Origin of the sequence: uncultured Paenibacillus sp. (genome assembly GCF_963515335.1) — a bacterium.
Lineage (GTDB): Bacteria > Bacillota > Bacilli > Paenibacillales > Paenibacillaceae > Paenibacillus_I.
The window spans coordinates 18139-35405 of record NZ_CAUPYC010000043.1; the positions used below are offsets into that span (position 1 = coordinate 18139).

A 17267-nucleotide genomic window follows, 5' to 3' on the forward strand; every position below is an offset into this window, starting at 1 on the left:
AAATACCTGTGTCTCACACTCCCAATCTGTTTTATAATTTAGGAGACTAGAGTGATAGGGAGAGGAACAACATGGATTTGGTCATTGCGTTAATGCTGCTCGTATTCGGGGTTACGGGAGGAAACGCCGACCAGCCCTCGGGTGTCGCCGATATGCTGGCCATGGCGGGCAACCAGGGAAGTCAAGTGGCGGCGACGCCGTCAGGCGCGGTTTCGGATTCTGGCGCAAGCCCGGACGGCAAGACGAACGGTGCTCCCGCCGAGTATGTGAAGAAAGATCCCCAACCCGACGCTCCGAAGATCAAAGGCATTTACGTAACGGCGCACAGCGCAGGCGGCTCCCGCATGGAAACGCTGCTGAAGCTCGTGAAGGATACCGATCTGAACAGCATGGTCATCGATATCAAGGACGATAACGGCTATATCACCTATCCGACGGCCAATCCGGATTTGCTGAAGCTCGGCACGGCGCAGAAGTACATTCGCGACGTCAACAAGCTGATGAACCGGCTGAAGGCGGACAACGTTTACCCGATCGCCCGGATCGTCGTTTTCAAGGATTCCGTGCTGGCCAAGAAAAAACCGGAGCTTTCCTTCCGCAAAGGAAACGGTACGGTCTGGGCCAACGGAAGGGGCGAAAGCTTCGTCAACCCGTATCGCAAGGAAGTGTGGGACTACAATATCGCGATCGCCAAAGAAGCGGCGAAGCTCGGCTTCAAAGAAATCCAGTTCGATTACGTGCGCTTCCCGGAAGGCTTTGAGAAGAAAGCGGACTTCCTGAAGTACGAGAAGACGAAGGAAAGCCGCGTCGACGTCGTTGCCGGCTTCGTCAAGTATGCGAAGCAGCAGCTCGAGCCGCTCGGCATCCGCGTATCGGTCGATATATTCGGCTATGCCGCCTCCGTGCCGGCTGCGGAAGGCATCGGCCAGGACTTCGTGAAAATTTCCAAATATGTCGACGTGATCAGCCCGATGGTCTATCCGAGCCATTATTCGACAGGCTGGTTCGACGTCGCGAATCCGGACACGAACCCGTATGCGACGATCAAGGGCTCCATGCTCGATACGAACAAGAAGCTGAATCCGATCGGCAGCTTCAAGCCTGTGGTTCGGCCGTGGATCCAGGACTTTACCGCAAGCTGGCTCGGCAAAGGCAAATACATCAAATACGGCAAAGCCGAAGTGGAGGCGCAAATCAAGGCGCTGAAGGACACCGGCGTGGACGAATACCTGCTCTGGAACGCAGGCAACAACTATTCGCCGGGCGTCAGCTATAAATAATGCACTTATAGATAAATCCTTTAGAACGGAAAAGCCCGCACCCCTTCCCTGGGAACGCGGGCTTTTCGCTGCTGCTGCTGCAAAGACCTATTCGATCAAGAAACCCGAGCCGAGCTCGGGGCGTTTTTTCTCGACGATGGCGATCGAGCGGATCTCCGGCGTTTTGACGAAATGACGGGCGACGTGGCTCTCCGCATACGAGAACGCCTTTTCGTCGTTGTCCGCCAATAGAATCAGATGCGCCAGCTTCCCGGGCAGCTCGATTTCGATTTTGTAAAGGAACATGTCCCGCACCTATTGCGACAGGCGAAGCGCCAGGTTGTACAGCTCCATGTTGAACGGCTTCTTCGTGTTTACAACCTTGTCGATCTCGGTCGCTGCCATCTTGCCGTCGATGATGCCGCACGCCTTGCCGGAGTCGCCGCCCATCAGCTTCTGAACCGCGAAGTCGCCCAGCTTGCTCGCCAGAATGCGGTCGTTGTGCGTCGGCGTACCGCCGCGCTGGATGTGGCCGAGCACCGTTACGCGCGGCTCGATGCCGTTGCGGGCCGTAATCGCTGCGGAGATTTCCTGGCCGTTGCCGGCGCCTTCCGCGACGATGACGATGCTGTGCCGCTTGCCGGCCTGGAAATTTTCCCGCATCCGTCCGGCGATCGCATCGATGTCATAAGGCACCTCCGGCACGATGATCGTTTCGGCGCCGCTCGCCAGGCCGGCGTAAAGCGCGATATCGCCGCAGTGGCGTCCCATGACTTCGACGACCGAGGAGCGCTCATGGGACGTCATCGTATCGCGCAGCTTGTTGATCGCGTCGACGCAAATGCTCACTGCCGTATCGAAACCGATCGTGAAATCGGTGAACGAGATGTCGTTGTCGATCGTGCCGGGCAAGCCCATCGTCTTGATGCCGAGCTTGCTCAGCTTGTTGGCGCCCTGATAAGAGCCGTCGCCACCGATGACGATCAGGCCGTCGATGCCGCGGGCGCGCAGGACGTCCGCGCCACGCTGCTGTCCTTCCGTCGTCAGAAACTCCTTGCAGCGCGCGGTTTGCAGAATGGTGCCGCCGCGCTGGATAATATCGCCCACGCTGCGCAAATCCATCGAACGCAAATCGTCGTTGATCAGGCCCTGATAGCCGCGCTGCACGCCGTAAACCTCAAGACCGTTGAACAGCGCGCTTCGAACGACGGCACGCACCGCGGCGTTCATTCCTTGCGAATCGCCTCCGCTTGTTAATACTGCGATTTTTTTGACTGCTGACATGATGAATCCTCCCTGATAATGTAATAATGAATGAAGCAATGCCAGGAAAGCATGCGGGGCGTTATTGACGCTGCTTGGCGCGGATCCACATGCTGTTGAGCCAGAAAAAGGTGCGTGTCGCCGGGCTCCGCTTCATCAGGATGCCCGCCACCTCCCGAACGTCCGCCTGCTCCCTCGCCTTCGGATCGGACAAATACAAGGCAAGGAGGCCCTCGATGATCATGCGGTGGAACCCTGGCGCAGGCAAGCTGCGAACGTCCTCGCGCGCACGGGTGACAACCATCCGAAGACGTTCGAGCATTTCGTCCCGGCAGGCGTAATAATGGCAGAAATTCAGATCCCCGCCGAGCCGGTCCTCTTCCTGATCGATCAAATAGTCGAGCAAGATGTGCAGGCCGCACACGTGCGGAAAATAGACGCGGCGGGTCTTCTCGGCGTCCGCTTCGGTCAAATCCGGACGGCATGCTTCCACAAACAGCATGAACATGCCGAGCGTCGAGCCGGCGGCGGCGGCGAACTCGTTCCACCGCAAATGCGGATAATCCGAACGGTGGCGTTCCCACCACGCGGTCAGCAACGGCAGTCTCCGCTCCATTGCGATGTGCTTGTACACCTGCAAATCGCCGTATAGGCCGACCAAGTGGGAAACATGCGCTTTCACCCTATCATAGCCGGGCAGCATCGCCGCATGGGCCTGGCACGTGCGCACCAGCGCGTGCAGATAGCCGCCGTCGTCGCTTTCTTTCCGCAGCGCATAATAATCAATCGGCTCCGCATCCGGATCGACCGCGTCCAGCATGGAGCGGTGCAGCAGCCTGAAGTCGTCCGCGTCGAGCGAGGTGCTCCTGTCGCAGAGATTATCCAGATAGTCGCTGATCGTCTGCAGCGCCACGATCAACGGAATCAACTCGCCGCGCCGGTCGAGCCGCGCAGCCGCATAGACGGCCCCGCCTTCGCAATGAAACTGCTTTGTCGCTATGCTTGCCAACGCTTGCCGCCTCAGCTCGCCGTCCGGAATTGCCGAGGCCATCTTCTTCCATTTGGCCAGCTCCGCATATACATCTGGAAAAATATATTTATAAACCCGATACATAAGAAGGACCGGGTTCTGCGGCGCATGCCGCGCCGCTTCCGTTTGCACGTTCACGTTGGCGCCTCCGTCCTTCTTCAGGAATGGCGCCGCGTTTCAATCTCCTGATTGATGCGGTACCAGATATGCAGGTCGTTGATCCGGCTGGCCAATTCGGCAATATCCGAATTAAGCACGCAGGAAGCTTCAAAATCGTCCTCTTCGAAGAGCCGCGCCTGAAGCGTATTGATCTGCCGCTCCAGCGCAAAAACACGGTCCGGTATCGAGCCCCGGATGCTTTCCCATCTCGTCAAAGCCGCCGCCCGATCGGTCTCAGGGATGTCATCCCATTCACCGTCGACAACCGGCAGATCGATGCCGAGCCTCCCGCTCAATCGAAATGCAATATTCCCCATTGTAAACCTCCAACAAATAATGTACCATTTCAGCACATACAAATCCAGCACACGGATGAAATTGCCGCTACAGGAAGTGAGCCTGATGAATGCACGGACCGAATCCGCACACCAGGCGTTGACGAGACCCGGATCGATGAAAGAGACGGTGCTGCTCCGCGCCCACATGTACTTTTTTTATTCGACGATGGCCATGCTTGTGTCGTATCTGCCGCTTTATTTTGCCGACCGCGGCTTTACGCCGTCCCAGATCGGCCTTATTTATGCAAGCGGTCCCGCGGTGTCCATCGCCGGAAATTTGCTGACCGGTCTGGCCAGCGATAAATACAGAACGATCAAGAAGCTGCTCGTGCTGCTTTTCGCCGGACAGCTGTTGATGCTCATTGCCTTGCAGCAGGTCGAAGCATTCGGCTGGGTGCTGGCCATCATGACCGTGTTCTATCTGTTTCAGACGCCGGTGCAGCCGCTTAGCGACAGCCTGGCGCTGCTTTCCGCCGCCCACACCGGACGCAACTACCCGTCCATCCGGATTTACGGCTCGATCGGCTTCGCCTTTTCCGCCTTCGCGATCGGCCTTCTGCTGAAGGAGCAAGGCTCCGGCTTCACGGTTACCGTCATCCTGGCGCTGGTGGCATTGTCGCTCTGCGCCTCCTTCACGCTGCGGGATTACCAAGGCGAAGTGCGCAAAATGGAATTCTCGGGCCTCTTCGCCTTGATCCGCAAGCCGTCTATCGTCGCCTTCTTCGCAATCACGCTCATCCTGTCCGTCGCCCACCGGATGTATGAAGGCTTTCTCGCCCTGACGCTGCGGGAGATGGGAGCGAGCCAGAGCCTGATCGGCTCCGCGTGGCTGACCTCCGCGCTCAGCGAAATTCCGGTTCTGTACCTGCTCGGCAAATACGGCCATAAGCTTAAAGAGCTGCCGCTGCTCGCTGTGGCCGCTTTTATGTATGCCCTCCGTTATTTTCTGATGTCCCGTCTGGAGGATCCGTCCTACGTCATTCTGCTGCAGCTGATGCACAGCGTATCGTTCGGCATTTTCTTCTCGACCTCGCTGCGGTATATGACCTATCTCCTCCCGGATGAATTCCGTTCTTCCGGACAAGCCCTGTACGCGGTCGTATGGGCGGGCATTGCCGGGGTCGTCAGCGGAACGGTCGGCGGCTATTGGTTCGAAACGTTCGGACCGCAATGGTTTTTCATGACCGCTTCGCTGTTCGCCGCTGCCGCCGGCGCCGGCTTCATCGTGCTTCATCTGACCGGCCGGAACCGCTAGTCCTCTTGCGTTTCCCGCAAATTCTCCTATAATGAGATTGCGCGTCCGTCTCGCTTCAAAAGAAGCCCGCGGATGCGCGCGACCGCAGGAAAGGACGAAAAACATGGACTACTTGGCATTCAAACAGATCGTGCACGACCGCAGGAGCGTACGCAAATTCAGCGACCGTCCCGTGACGTCGGAGCAAATCCGCGAGCTGATCGACTGCGCGCGCTACGCGCCGAGCGATACGAACTCGCAAACGTGGGAATTCATCGCGATCGTCAACAAGGAGAAAATCAAGGCGATCGAGGACATGACCTGGGCGGAGCTGCATGCTCGCGCCGAAGCCGCCGAAGCCAAAGGGCTAAACAAGGAAGCGCGCCTGCTCGTGAAATCGTTCGGCCCTTACGCCACGGCATTCTCGGATGCGCCGGCGCTCATCGTTTGTCTGGCGACGCCGTACAACTCGAAATTCCGGGAGCGCATATTCGATCCGATCGCCCTGGTTGGCGAGGAGGTATGGCGCGAGGAAGGAATCAAGAGCAGTTGTCTCGCTTCGCAAAATTTGATGCTGGCGGCACACGCCATGGGGCTGGCCACCTGCCCGATGACCGGTCCGGTGCTGCTTGCCGAGCGCCCGATGAAGCAGTATCTCGGGATCGACGACACGCGGCAGGTCAATATGGTCATTGCGCTCGGCCATCCGTCGGAAACGCCGGGCAAGCTGCCGCGCAAGGAAGTGGACGCCATTCTGACGATCATCGAATAAAAAAGAGAAAGGACGATCCGGCAGCGGCGCATGATCCGCGCTCGGCATCGTCCTTTCGTTCCTATGACCCGGCCGATCCCCTTCCCCGTCTTTACCCCAGCTTCGCCATTTCCTCTTCGCTGATTTCAAAGTTCGCAAAAACATCCTGCACATCGTCGTTGTCCTCGAAGGCGTCCAACATTTTCATCAGCTTGTCGGCATTATCGCCTTCCACTTTAATGGTATTCTGGGGCAGCCAGCGAACCGCCGCGCTCGAGAAATCGTAGCCTTCCGCTTCGAGCGCGCTTTTCACCTTCTCGAAATCATGCGGATGGGTCAGCACCTCGAACGACTCCTCATTCACGATGATATCCTCCGCGCCGGCTTCAAGCGCCTGCATCATCATCGTATCCTCGTCCGCCTCATGCTTCTCGCGGTCGATCACGAGCAGTCCCTTCTCGTCGAACATGTAGGCGACACAGCCGCTCTCGCCCATGTTGCCCCCGCGTTTATTGAAGACGGCGCGCACGTCGGCGGCCGTCCGGTTCCGGTTGTCGGTCAGGCACTTGACCATGATCGCCACGCCGCCGGGTCCGTAGCCTTCGTAGATGATTTCCTCGTAATCCTCCGCTTCGCCGGCTCCCGCCGCCTTTTTGATCGCGCGCTCGATGTTGTCCATCGGCATCTGCTCGGCGCGCGCGTTGGCGATCGCCGTCTTGAGCGCGTAATTCGCCTCCGGGTTCGGCCCGCCCTTGCGGGCGGCAACGTAAATTTCACGGCCGAGCTTGACGAACTTGTTATTTTTAGCCTGATCGGCTTTCCCTTTGCGGTCTTTAAACAATTTGAATTTCATGCGTCTCGTCCTCCCGGGAATAATTCCACCAATCAGTTTATCATTACCGCATTCGTTCGGTCAAAAATGTTTTGCACAAAAAAGACTCCGGAAGTTCCGGAGTCTGATGTGCTATACGCTATATTATAAGAAGTTTCCTTGATCTTATAACTTGATTACGTTAGCCGCTTGCGGTCCGCGGTTGCCGCTCGTGATTTCGAATTCGACCGTTTGACCTTCTTCCAGCGTTTTGAAGCCATCGCCGGTAATGGCCGAGTAGTGAACGAATACGTCTTCACCGTTCTCAACTTGGATAAAACCGTAGCCTTTTTCTGCGTTAAACCACTTAACTGTTCCTTTCAAATGAACAACCTCCTAAAAATGACGCCGCTATGACGGCGAATATATCCAGTATACTCGCTGGACGAAGAAATTGCAAACGATTTGCAGCCTAAGATTTGCAGCTTAAGAGACAAATTCCTATTCGGGACAACCGATCGTCAGAATCTCGCTCGAGCCCGGAATGAACGGGAGGCGGGTTTCCGTCCTGCCGCAAGCGTAACCGAGAACGGACAAGTGCTCCATCAGCCTGCCCAAATCCGGATAACGCCGGAAGCCCAGCGTCGACAAAGGATAAATCCGCACTTGACCGCCGGGCTTGCATACCCTGAGCAGTTCAAGCGCCGCGTCCCGGTGAAAATCGTAGCCGAACTGCTCGCCGTACAGAAATAGAAAATGGCTGCAAAGCACAAGGCCGAAACGCCCGTCCTCGAATGGCAAGGCGGGCAGCGAAGCGGCGAAGTAGCGGTCGCCCCGGTCGGAACGCCCGTAATCTTCGGCGAATCGTCCCAGGGAGGCCTCGCGCATCGCGCGGTGATTGTCCAAGCTGCCATAATAGCTGTAATCGAAAAGCTCCTTCAAGCCCTCAAGCTTGGCCGTGGACACGGCTATTTCCTCCCGCGCCTCTCCGGTCAATGCTTCCGGGGATTTCGCATACCTCGGGTCGGCCGCAAAGGTGCGCAGTCCCCGCACCCTGCCGTCGGCCGTAAACGATGAAGCGCCGGCCGCGACATCCAGAATGTCTCCCTTCGACAGCTCCGATTCGCCGAGATCGAACATCCGCACGTATTCCTCGTACCCTCTGCACGTTACCGCCACACCCGATTGCTCATACTTCCCCTTCATGCTCATCTCTCCTCTTCTCGTCTCAACTGGTCTGATCCGTTTCCCGGATCATGGCCGTCTCACGGCCATGTAGTCATTGTACGACGGAACCGGGTTGATTTCCACAGTTTGGTTGGCTATGATGAGAAAAACACCTCTAGCAGCAAGGAGTGCCGCCATGTTCAAGAAATACGAGATCTATAAGAAAGACAAGTACAATATGCTTACTGTAGAGGTCCAGGGCAAGACGCTTATCGTGCGGGAAATTTCCGATCAGTGGGGGGAAGAATGCCATACCTTCGTCAGCCGGCCCGAAATGCTGCACTGGGCGGAGAACCGCTTCCGGGCCGAGGGGCTTGAAGGCGGCGAAACCGAGCGCGATTCGATATTGGAAGCTTTTCGTTCCATCTGAGGAGGAAGCCCACGTCCATGGACGCAACAGCCACACTCATCTTTATTATGGCCGCTTTTTCGCTCGGCGCGGTCGTCGTCATGAAGAAGGATTCGATTCCGGCTTCCATGAGGAGGGGCATCGCGCTGACCGCCATCCTGCTGATCGCCTTTGCCTTTTTCCTGATCGTTTACAGCTTCTTGACATTAGACTCATAATCGGCCGCGGCTCATGAAAAACAAGGCGGGCGCGCATACTAGAGGGCAAAAAAGGGGTGCGACCATGAAATGGCTTCCCTTCCTGCTGTCCCTCGGTCTGCTGTCCGCCGCAGTTTCAAACGCTGCCGCCCTTTCCGGCGCCGCGGGGAACAGTGTAACGGCGCAACCAAATTCAGAGCCCAATAGGAGGAGCCCGATGAACCAAGTACCGAAACGTTCCGAGACCAATCCCGAATACCGCTGGAAGCTGGAGGACCTTTTTCCAAGCAAAGCGGCCTGGGAGCAGGAATATACCGTCGCGAAGGAGCAATTGAAAAAGATCGGCGCGTATGAAGGCAAGCTTGCCGATCCCCATAAACTGAAAGAGTGTTTCGAGCTTGAGGACGAATTGTCGCTGCACGTTGAACGGTTATACGTTTATGCGAACATGCGCCATCACGAGGATACGGCCGAGCCGGCCAATATGGCATTGTCCGATAAATCGAAGAAGCTCAGCGTGGAAACCGGCGAAGCGCTTTCATTCATCACTCCGGAGGTGCTCAGTCTCCCCGACAAGGAGCTTGACAAGCTGATCGAGAACCCCGAGCTGGCCAAATTCAGGTTCACGCTGGTCGAGATGCGCCGGCAGAAGGCGCATGTGCTGTCGAAGACCGAGGAAGCGCTGCTGGCGCAAGCGGGCAATATCAGCCAAGCGCCGGGCACCATTTTCAGCATGCTGAATAACGCCGACCTGAAATTCCCTAAAGTAAAGGACGAGAACGGCGAGGAAATCGAGCTTACCCAAGGGCGTTACATTCAATTTCTGGAGAGCAGGGACCGCGACGTGCGCCGCGAAGCCTTCAAGGCCATGTACGATACATACGGCAAAATGAAAAACACGCTCGCCTCGACGCTAAGCGCCAACGTGAACAAAAACATTTTTTACGCGCGCGCGCGCAAATACCCTTCGGCCCTTGAGATGTCCCTCTACGGCGACAATATTCCGAAGGAAGTGTATACGAACCTGATCGATACGATCCACAAGCATCTTCCGCTGATGCACAGGTATATGAAGCTGCGCAAAAAACTGCTGAAGGTCGACGAGCTCCACATGTACGACTTGTTCGCCCCGCTTGTCGACGAGTTCAAAATGGACATCGCTTACGACGAAGCGAAAGCGACCGTGCAGGACAGCCTGCAGCCGCTGGGCGACGACTACCTGAAGGTGCTGAAAAGCGGATTCGAGGGCGGTTGGATCGACGTCTACGAGAACGAAGGCAAGCGCAGCGGCGCGTACAGCTGGGGCGCATACGGCACCCATCCGTTCGTGCTGCTCAACCATAAAGACAACCTGAACAGCATGTTTACGCTGACGCATGAGATGGGACACGCGCTTCATTCCTATTACTCCGACACGAACCAGGATTTTCGCGACGCGCAATACACGATCTTCCTGGCCGAAGTGGCGTCTACCTTGAACGAGGCGCTGCTCATGCACTACATGCTGGAGAAATCGACCGATCCGAAGGAAAAAATGTTCCTGCTCACCTACTACGCGGATCAATTCCGGACGACGGTGTTCCGCCAGACGATGTTCGCCGAGTTCGAGAAAATCATTCACGAGAAGGCCGAGGAGGGCGAATCGTTGACGCCGCAGGCGCTGTCCGAAATCTATTACGACCTGAACAAGCAATACTACGGCGGCGGCATGGTCGTGGACCGGGACATCGAGATGGAATGGGCGCGCATTCCGCACTTCTACACAAGCTTCTACGTGTTCAAGTACGCCACCGGCTTCTCGGCGGCGACCAGCTTCGCGAAGCAAATTCTGGAAGAAGGGGCGCCCGCGGTTGAGCGCTATCTCGGCTTCCTGAAGAGCGGCGGCAGCGACTATTCGATCAACATCCTCGCCAAGGCGGGCGTCGACATGTCCTCCCCGGAACCGATCAGCCAAGCCATGAGCGTATTCGAGGATCTGATCGGCCAAATGGAAGCCTTGACGAAGTAAATCATGAAGCGGCAGCTTTCGCTGTCCCATTGCAAAACCGGCCGGATGGCCGGTTTTGCGTTTAAATCATACAGAAACCGTCGGCCGTCTCCAAACGAGCACGATCGTCTTTTTTCAGGAAACAGGTGCCCCGCACTCCCTCTGAGCACTATCCCCTTCCTTCAGGATACAGGTGCCCCGCACTCCCTCTGAGCACTATCCCCTTCCTTCAGGATACAGGTGCCCCGCCCCCCCTCTAAGCACTATCCCCTTCCTTCAGGGTTCCACGTCCCCTCTAGTCACTATCCCATCGTTTCAGGGCTTAATTAAGTCGGTTTTTAATGGTTGGAGCGGTGTCGTCTCCGAAATGGATGCTCAGAAGGAGTTATCAGCGGGTTAGTTCCCGTCCTGAACGAAAGGGATAATGCTCAGAGGGAGTCGGGAGACGGGGTTGCTGCCCGTCCTGAACGAAAGGGATAATGCTCAGAGGGAGTCGGGAGACGGGGTTGCTGCCCGCCCTGAACGAAAGGGATAATGCTCAGAGGGAGTCGGGAGACGGGGTTGCTGCCCGCCCTGAACGAAAGGGATAATGCTCAGAGGGAGTCGAACGCGATCATAAGGGACGGCGAAAAAGGGGGATACCGGCATAAATGGCCGTTATCCCCCAGGTTTAACGCCGCTATCCCTCGGGAGGATAGAGGACGATCCGGCCGTCCTCCATCTCCACGCGGACTTTGTTGCTGTTTTTGAAGCCTTCTTCGATCAGGAAGCCTGACGGAATTTGCAGGCGGCCCGCTTTGTCGATGACGGCGTATTCGACGTGGCTTTCGGCTGCGGCCGCGCCTTCCCGCTCCAGGCTTTCCAGTTCTTCCGCATAGGATTGCCGGCGGATCATCTCCGAGGAGGTTTTGCCGTCACGAATCGCGACGACCCGGTCCACCTTGCGCGCCAGCAGCGGATCGTGCGTGACGATCACGATCGTGATGCCGATCGACCGGTTCAATTCGCGAAACAGATCGAGCACTTGATTCGACGTCTTCGTGTCGAGCGAGCCGGTCGGCTCGTCGGCCAGCAGGAGGCGCGGTTCGTTCGCCAGCGCGATGGCGATCGCGACGCGCTGCTGCTCGCCGCCGGACAATTCGCTGAGCCGGTTTTTCATCCGATGCCCCAGCCCGACGGCTTCCAGCAGCTCAATGGCCCAGGCTCGCCGACGCCGGCCCTTGAGCAGAATGGGAAGCTCGACATTTTCCAACGCGGTCAGATACGGAATGAGGTTACGGGCATTGTTCTGCCAGACGAAGCCGACGCTCTCCCGCTTGTAACGAACGAGATCCTTCTCCGTGAACGCCAGAAGATCCTTGCCGTCGACGGCAAGCTTGCCGGCAGACGGCCTGTCTAGGCCGCCCAGCATGTTAAGGAGCGTCGATTTGCCGCTGCCGCTGTTCCCGATGATCGCCATAAGCTCGCCTGCTTCCACACGCAAGTCCAGCCCTTGGAGCGCGACCACTTCCAAGTCCTTCGTCTTATAAATTTTGACCAGCCCGTCGCAATGAATCATCCGCTTACTCCTCTCCCAGCTTCAACGCCTGGCTGATTTTGACGCGCGACAGCCGGTATCCGAGCACGCAAAGCCCGACCGTCAGCATGACGGCCACCATGCCGTACAGCTGCACATAATCGCCGAGCCGGAATACGATATCGAACGGCGGCACCTGCTCCGCCGGATTGAACGACAGCTCAAAGAGCGGAACGAACAAACGGCTGACGACATTGCCGGTCAATACCCCGATCATCACGGCCGCGCCGGAGGTCAGCAGCTGCTCGCTGATCAGCATGCCGATAATTTGCCCGAACGGGATGCCCATGGCCCGAAGCACGCCAAACTGAAGCGTTCTGCCCGACAAGGACAGGATCCAGAAAATGAGGAAGCCGAGAAAGCTGATCAGCATTGAAATGACGAAGCCCAGCGTCATCACGCCGTTAATGGCCAGCCTGAACGGATCGTTCTTCGATCGGATCAATTCCTGCGTCCCGTCGCGCAGCTCGGTGATCGGGATGTTCCGCTCCGCAAGCGATTCATACAAGCTGGAGCTGGACGCCCCGTCCTTGAGCTTCAGCCAGACCTGATAAGGCTCGAGAGCCAGCCTGTTCTGAATGGATTCCAGATGGCCCACGATTAATCCGGGCGGCCCTTGGGCTTCCGGCTTCGGATTCGGATTCCAGCCCGGCCAGTAGTCGACGATTCCATACACGGTGAACAGCGCTTGGTCAAGGCCTTCCCAACCGACGTAAATACCGTCGCCGGGCTTGAGCTTATATTCGTCGGCCAGCGATTGCGAGATCAGCACGGCTTTCGGATCGGAAGAGAGCAGATTCAAATACTCGTTGATATGGCGGCCGAGCAGTCCCGGCTGCATCCACGCCGTCTGTCCGAACTCATACGTGTTGATGCCGTACAAAGTCGCGGTCCCGTTGCCTGCCGCCGCGCTGAATGAGGTGTCGTCCTTAATGAATACGCGGGCGGCCGACTCGACGCCTTCCAGCTCCGTCATCGGCAAGAACGGCGGCTCGGTGTATTGGACCCGCTTCTTGACGACCGGTTCGCTTTCCTGGGCGGGCGCCGGTCCACCGGCCGGAGCCGGAGGCCCCGGCGGAGGCGCGTCGTTCATCCAGTGCGTCGTAAGCGCCACGTCGGCTCCTACCCCGTAGCGGATTTTGCTCTCCATATTGCCGTTGATCGTCCTTGCCGCGCCGGCGCTGTACAAGCCCATCGCGACGGTCATAATGAGAAACACTTTAATGGTCAAATACTGGCCGGAAGACCGGCTGATTTGCACAAGCGTCGAGTATAACGCCGGCGGCCACCATTTGCGTCCCGCCCCGTACAACAGCCGGATAAACCACGGATAAACCCTGAGCACGAGCAAACCTCCGCCGAGCGCGAACAAGGCCGGCATCAGGAACAGCAAAGGATCCACCTGCAGCGATCCGGCCTCGAGCGCAAGCGCGCGCATTTCGTCCATCCGCTTGTTGAAGCCGTAAAGCAGATAAACCGCCGCCCCGACCAAAATAACGTCAAGGCCGATTTTGTGCCAGAACGACATTTTGTCCAGCCGCGCCATTTTCTGTTTGTGCCCGACTATGGACACGCGCGTTGCCCGGAAAGCCGGTATTAGCGTCAATACGATGGCGCCGAAGACGGCGGCCGCGGCGATGCGGTACACGCCGCCGTCCAGTACGACCTCGAGCGCCGAGCGGTCGACGAACGACATGAATCCGTCCGAGGCGCCCAGCACCTTTGTGAAAAGGACGCCGAGCGGCGGACCGGCAGCCAAGGCCGACAGCCCGAGCAGCAGTCCCTCCGCGGCGTAGGCCAGCATGATTTGCAGGCGGCTGGCTCCGCGGCTTCGCAGCACGGCGATTTCGGTCTTCTGCCGCTCGATGATCAGGTTCGAGGTCATGTACAGATAGAAGGCCAGCATGAACATAACCGGCGCATAGAGGGCAAGCAGCGTACGGTCCAACCGCTCTTTTTTCGCCAAATAGGTCCCGATCGTCTCAAGCGCCGGAATATCCATCTCCGCGTTATAAGAGAAGCGGGACTGCAAATACCGCTTCATCCCTTCGGCCTGTGCGACGAAGGTGTCGATCCCGCCCGTGCTCAGCTGGGTGTAGTCGAGCGCAAGCGCGTAACGGACACCGCTCACCTTCGCTTTGCCGCCGAGCAGAAATTCGCTTTCGAATGTCTCCAGCGGCATATAAAGCGACGATTTGAAATCGTCCAGCGGAAAAGGCAGATAAGGATCGCCCTCCGGCGACGCGTCGACGATGCCGACCGGCAGCATCCGGTAGGTCTGACCCGTCGTCCGGTTCAAGCCGGTGATTTCTTCGTTCAGATCGCGCTTGAGCTTGATCAGGTACGACTGGGTAACAAGCACCTCGTATACGCCGTCGCTGCGCGCGGGATCCGGCAGCCGCCCGTCCACAAGCCGCACCCGCTTGTCAAAATCCGAAACAGCGCGTAAATTCCCCGTCACATCGCGCTTTTTCTCCTCATCGGTGGCGTCGGCGCCGTACATCTTCATCGAAGGCGTAGAGCGGTTGATATAATACGATTTCATGTCGAGGTTCACGCGTCCGGCGAAGCCCAGCACATAGCTGTCGCTGTTCGCAATCGTGTCCGCCAGCTTTGCCGGATTATTTAAGCCGGAGGTGTTCAACGTGACCCTCAGCTGTCCCGGATAAATGTTTCTCGCCGCCTGCATCTGCTGCAGCTCTTTGTACAAGGTCCGCTGCAAAATCGCGCTCGAATAAAGCGGCATCGAGCTGAACAACGCGACGCATACGGTCAAGCCGAACCACAGATTCAACTGCAGCCACTTGTTGTTCGCCATTTTGCGCAAAATCATCGTCCATAAGGCCAAAACCCGCTCCCCCTCCTCTTAGGCGCCGCCGGAGAGGCTTCTCCGCCGACGGCCGCTGACGGCTAGTTGTTCATGATGACCTGTTGGCCTTCCTCCAGGCCGCGGACGATTTCAACCTCGGTGGCGGTTTTCAATCCGACTTCGACATCCACCTCGATCCGCCGCTCCCCTTCCGCGATTTGCACGTACTCCCGGCCCAAATAATTGCGGACGCCCGAGCGGGGAAGCACGATAACATTTTCCCTTTTCTCAAGCGCAATCTGAAAATCGGCGGATTCACCCATCAGAGCGCCCTTGATCGGTTTGACAAGGCCCAGCACGAGAGTGGTGGCATTTTTCTCCGCCAGCTGCTTATCCGGCACCATCGGCGCATTGGACGGCGCCTGCAGCACTTTGGCTTCGTATTGCTGATTGTCGTATGTAACCGCGGCCGCCATATCCGGCTGTACGGCCAGCAAATCCTTCGCCGACGTCGCTTGATAAGTCAGCTTCACCTGGGCAGGGTCCGCGATCGTAACGATCGGCTGGTAGCCCGTGACGGCGTCGCCGGCCTTCAATTCGGCCAGGAACGTGACGCGTCCGGTGAACGGGGCAACAATCCGCGATTTCGATAGCTGGTCCTCCAGCGAGCCGAGCGTTATCCGCTCGCGTTCAACGTCGATCTGCCGCAGCCGCAGCTCAGTGCCGCCTAACCCGTCGCTCTTCGCCTGCGCGTGCAAAATCTCCGCCCGTTCCACGTTGAGCCGCTGCAGCCTCGTCCGCAGCTCCAGATCGCCGACATCGAGCTCGACGATCGGCTGGCCGGCCTTCACGTCATCGCCCACATTGACGAGAATCGTCTTGATTCTTCCGCCCGATTCCTTGAAATACAAAGATTCGGTTTTACTGGATGCGAAAACGGCCGTTCCTTTCAAATAAGTCTGGATGTTGCCCCGCGCCGCTTCGACGACGTCGAATGTCTCCGTCTGCGGCTTGACGAGCGGCGGAGCAAGCGCTTCCTCTTCTTTCGGAAGCATCGAGCAGCCGGCCAATAAAGAAACGGCCATGAGGGCGACGGCCGCCTTACCGGCCCAGCGGCGATAAAGTCTCGTCCGATTGTTCGGCAATGGTCCCATCCTCCAATGAAATGACTTGGTCGACTAACTCCATAACGCCGGGATCATGCGTCGTCATGACGACCGTCATGCCCAGCCGTCTGACGAGATCCCGAAATACTTTAATGATCTGCAGCCCCATTTTGCTGTCCAGTTCGGCTGTCGGCTCGTCCGCGATAAGCAGGACCGGCTCGTGCGCGATCGCCCTCGCGATCGCCACCCGCTGCTGCTCGCCGCCGGAAAGCTCGGTCGGCCGGTGCTTCATCCGCTCCCGCATGCCGACCCGTTCCAGCGCCCGTTCCGCCGTTTCCTTATTTCCCTTCAGGCCGGCGACACGCATGCCGAATTCGACGTTCTCATAGGCGGACATCAGCGGCACCAGCCCGAACGACTGAAACACAAGCCCGATCTGTTTGCGGCGATGGGCGCTCCTTTGCTTCTCCGACCATGCGGTCATGTCCCGGCCTTCGAAATAAACGCACCCCTCCGTCGGCTCGTCCAACGCGCTCAAAATATTAAGCAGCGTCGTCTTGCCCGAGCCCGAACGGCCGACCAGCGCCACGATTTGACCTCTGCGGATTTCCAGATTGATGTCCTTGAGCGCCGTGACGGCTCCGGTTCCTTTGCCGAACACGCGCTTGATGCCGGCCGCCCTCAGGATGATGTCTCTATCGTTGCTCCGCGCCGTTTCCATTTGCTTCCGCAAGCAGCCGCCCCCTTTTCGCTCCCCAAAAATGTATGCGCTAACAAAGATGAATAATAATTGCGCTTATCCATAAAAAGAATAGGTGCACCGCTCTTCTGTGTCAATCGTCATCGGCTACAAAAAAATACAGCCGATTTCCCAAAACTGCGGGAGCCGGCTGTTCATTTTGGTTGAATGTAAACGACGTCAGCCTGTTAACCATAGGCCCAGCCCGGCTGCGACGGCGCCGGCTACGGCGGATGCGCACAGGTTGACGAGGTCGTTCGTCATCAGGCGCAGCCCCCGCACCTGCTCGGCAGGCGCGCCGCAATGCACGGCGCGCTCCGTCTCGCTGCCGCAGGCCCGGCAGCGGTACATCGCCTGTACGGTCGCGCCGAGCACGGAATCGGCGAAGGCGCCGGCCAGGCCGGCGGCAGCGGCCACGACGACGAGCAAGGC

The 17267-nt window shown here is 57.9% G+C and carries 18 protein-coding genes; 6 read left to right on the forward strand and 12 right to left on the reverse strand.

The window, feature by feature from the left end; translation table 11 throughout:
- Positions 1-71: 71 nt before the first annotated feature.
- Positions 72-1280, forward strand: a complete 1209-nt coding sequence (locus tag RWM61_RS13690; RefSeq protein WP_314001672.1) for a putative glycoside hydrolase — start codon at positions 72-74, stop codon at positions 1278-1280.
- Positions 1281-1367: 87 nt separating this feature from the next.
- Here the strand turns inward: RWM61_RS13690 and RWM61_RS13695 are convergent, their stop codons facing one another.
- The 4 genes from RWM61_RS13695 to RWM61_RS13710 form a co-directional block, all read right to left on the reverse strand.
- On the reverse strand, positions 1368-1565 hold the full coding sequence (locus RWM61_RS13695; RefSeq protein WP_314001674.1) for a DUF3906 family protein: 198 nt from the start codon (positions 1563-1565) through the stop codon (positions 1368-1370).
- Between the two features lie 9 nt (positions 1566-1574).
- Complete coding sequence (gene pfkA, locus RWM61_RS13700) at positions 1575-2543, reverse strand: 6-phosphofructokinase (RefSeq protein WP_314001676.1); 969 nt, start codon at positions 2541-2543, stop codon at positions 1575-1577.
- A gap of 61 nt (positions 2544-2604) precedes the next feature.
- The gene (locus tag RWM61_RS13705; protein WP_314001678.1) at positions 2605-3690 is read right to left on the reverse strand and encodes a tetraprenyl-beta-curcumene synthase family protein; all 1086 of its coding nucleotides are present in this window, start codon (positions 3688-3690) and stop codon (positions 2605-2607) included.
- A gap of 20 nt (positions 3691-3710) precedes the next feature.
- Complete coding sequence (locus RWM61_RS13710; RefSeq protein WP_314001680.1) at positions 3711-4028, reverse strand: hypothetical protein; 318 nt, start codon at positions 4026-4028, stop codon at positions 3711-3713.
- A gap of 85 nt (positions 4029-4113) precedes the next feature.
- Here RWM61_RS13710 and RWM61_RS13715 point away from each other — a divergent pair, with 85 nt between their 5' ends.
- Both RWM61_RS13715 and RWM61_RS13720 read left to right on the forward strand, forming a co-directional pair.
- Entirely contained in the window at positions 4114-5304 is a 1191-nt protein-coding gene (locus RWM61_RS13715) for an MFS transporter (RefSeq protein ID WP_314001682.1), read from the forward strand.
- A 103-nt stretch (positions 5305-5407) separates the two neighbouring features.
- Entirely contained in the window at positions 5408-6055 is a 648-nt protein-coding gene (locus tag RWM61_RS13720; RefSeq protein WP_314001684.1) for a nitroreductase family protein, read from the forward strand.
- Between the two features lie 91 nt (positions 6056-6146).
- Here RWM61_RS13720 and RWM61_RS13725 read toward each other — a convergent pair whose 3' ends face one another.
- From RWM61_RS13725 to RWM61_RS13735, 3 genes are all read right to left on the reverse strand, one after another.
- The gene (locus RWM61_RS13725; RefSeq protein ID WP_314001686.1) at positions 6147-6887 is read right to left on the reverse strand and encodes a YebC/PmpR family DNA-binding transcriptional regulator; all 741 of its coding nucleotides are present in this window, start codon (positions 6885-6887) and stop codon (positions 6147-6149) included.
- Between the two features lie 144 nt (positions 6888-7031).
- Positions 7032-7229: a cold shock domain-containing protein gene (locus RWM61_RS13730; protein ID WP_314001688.1), complete on the reverse strand. Its 198-nt coding sequence runs from the start codon at positions 7227-7229 to the stop codon at positions 7032-7034.
- A gap of 117 nt (positions 7230-7346) precedes the next feature.
- On the reverse strand, positions 7347-8051 hold the full coding sequence (locus tag RWM61_RS13735) for a class I SAM-dependent methyltransferase (RefSeq protein ID WP_314001689.1): 705 nt from the start codon (positions 8049-8051) through the stop codon (positions 7347-7349).
- Between the two features lie 157 nt (positions 8052-8208).
- On the opposite strand from RWM61_RS13735, the gene RWM61_RS13740 reads away from it, so the two are divergent.
- The 3 genes from RWM61_RS13740 (at position 8209) to pepF (ending at position 10626) form a co-directional block, all read left to right on the forward strand.
- Positions 8209-8442, forward strand: coding sequence for a hypothetical protein (locus tag RWM61_RS13740; RefSeq protein ID WP_314001691.1), 234 nt, complete (start codon positions 8209-8211; stop codon positions 8440-8442).
- 17 nt (positions 8443-8459) lie between these two features.
- On the forward strand, positions 8460-8639 hold the full coding sequence (locus RWM61_RS13745; RefSeq protein WP_314001693.1) for a hypothetical protein: 180 nt from the start codon (positions 8460-8462) through the stop codon (positions 8637-8639).
- Between the two features lie 196 nt (positions 8640-8835).
- Positions 8836-10626, forward strand: coding sequence for an oligoendopeptidase F (gene pepF / locus RWM61_RS13750; protein ID WP_314001695.1), 1791 nt, complete (start codon positions 8836-8838; stop codon positions 10624-10626).
- Positions 10627-11284: 658 nt separating this feature from the next.
- On the opposite strand, the gene RWM61_RS13755 is transcribed toward pepF, so the two are convergent.
- The 5 genes from RWM61_RS13755 to RWM61_RS13775 all read right to left on the reverse strand — a co-directional run.
- Positions 11285-12163, reverse strand: coding sequence for an ABC transporter ATP-binding protein (locus tag RWM61_RS13755; protein ID WP_314001697.1), 879 nt, complete (start codon positions 12161-12163; stop codon positions 11285-11287).
- A 4-nt stretch (positions 12164-12167) separates the two neighbouring features.
- A complete protein-coding gene (locus RWM61_RS13760) occupies positions 12168-15029 on the reverse strand; it encodes an FtsX-like permease family protein (RefSeq protein ID WP_314001699.1) in 2862 nt (953 codons plus the stop codon).
- Between the two features lie 62 nt (positions 15030-15091).
- A complete protein-coding gene (locus RWM61_RS13765) occupies positions 15092-16135 on the reverse strand; it encodes an efflux RND transporter periplasmic adaptor subunit (RefSeq protein ID WP_314001701.1) in 1044 nt (347 codons plus the stop codon).
- On the reverse strand, positions 16092-16817 hold the full coding sequence (locus RWM61_RS13770) for an ABC transporter ATP-binding protein (RefSeq protein WP_314001709.1): 726 nt from the start codon (positions 16815-16817) through the stop codon (positions 16092-16094). Before RWM61_RS13770 ends, RWM61_RS13765 begins: the two co-directional genes overlap by 44 nt.
- Before the next feature lie 198 nt (positions 16818-17015).
- Positions 17016-17267: DUF92 domain-containing protein (locus RWM61_RS13775; RefSeq protein ID WP_314001703.1), on the reverse strand; the 252-nt coding region annotated here is incomplete at its 5' end.

Excerpts from the sequence above, each read along its gene's own strand:
- RWM61_RS13690 (WP_314001672.1), top strand. The coding sequence starts at position 72 with ATGGATTTGGTCATTGCGTTAATGCTGCTCGTATTCGGGGTTACGGGA.
- RWM61_RS13695 (WP_314001674.1), bottom strand. The coding sequence starts at position 1,565 with ATGTTCCTTTACAAAATCGAAATCGAGCTGCCCGGGAAGCTGGCGCAT.
- pfkA (WP_314001676.1), bottom strand. The coding sequence starts at position 2,543 with ATGTCAGCAGTCAAAAAAATCGCAGTATTAACAAGCGGAGGCGATTCG.
- RWM61_RS13710 (WP_314001680.1), bottom strand. The coding sequence starts at position 4,028 with ATGGGGAATATTGCATTTCGATTGAGCGGGAGGCTCGGCATCGATCTG.
- RWM61_RS13715 (WP_314001682.1), top strand. The coding sequence starts at position 4,114 with ATGAATGCACGGACCGAATCCGCACACCAGGCGTTGACGAGACCCGGA.
- RWM61_RS13720 (WP_314001684.1), top strand. The coding sequence starts at position 5,408 with ATGGACTACTTGGCATTCAAACAGATCGTGCACGACCGCAGGAGCGTA.
- RWM61_RS13725 (WP_314001686.1), bottom strand. The coding sequence starts at position 6,887 with ATGAAATTCAAATTGTTTAAAGACCGCAAAGGGAAAGCCGATCAGGCT.
- RWM61_RS13735 (WP_314001689.1), bottom strand. The coding sequence starts at position 8,051 with ATGAAGGGGAAGTATGAGCAATCGGGTGTGGCGGTAACGTGCAGAGGG.
- RWM61_RS13740 (WP_314001691.1), top strand. The coding sequence starts at position 8,209 with ATGTTCAAGAAATACGAGATCTATAAGAAAGACAAGTACAATATGCTT.
- RWM61_RS13745 (WP_314001693.1), top strand. The coding sequence starts at position 8,460 with ATGGACGCAACAGCCACACTCATCTTTATTATGGCCGCTTTTTCGCTC.
- pepF (WP_314001695.1), top strand. The coding sequence starts at position 8,836 with ATGAACCAAGTACCGAAACGTTCCGAGACCAATCCCGAATACCGCTGG.
- RWM61_RS13755 (WP_314001697.1), bottom strand. The coding sequence starts at position 12,163 with ATGATTCATTGCGACGGGCTGGTCAAAATTTATAAGACGAAGGACTTG.
- RWM61_RS13770 (WP_314001709.1), bottom strand. The coding sequence starts at position 16,817 with ATGGAAACGGCGCGGAGCAACGATAGAGACATCATCCTGAGGGCGGCC.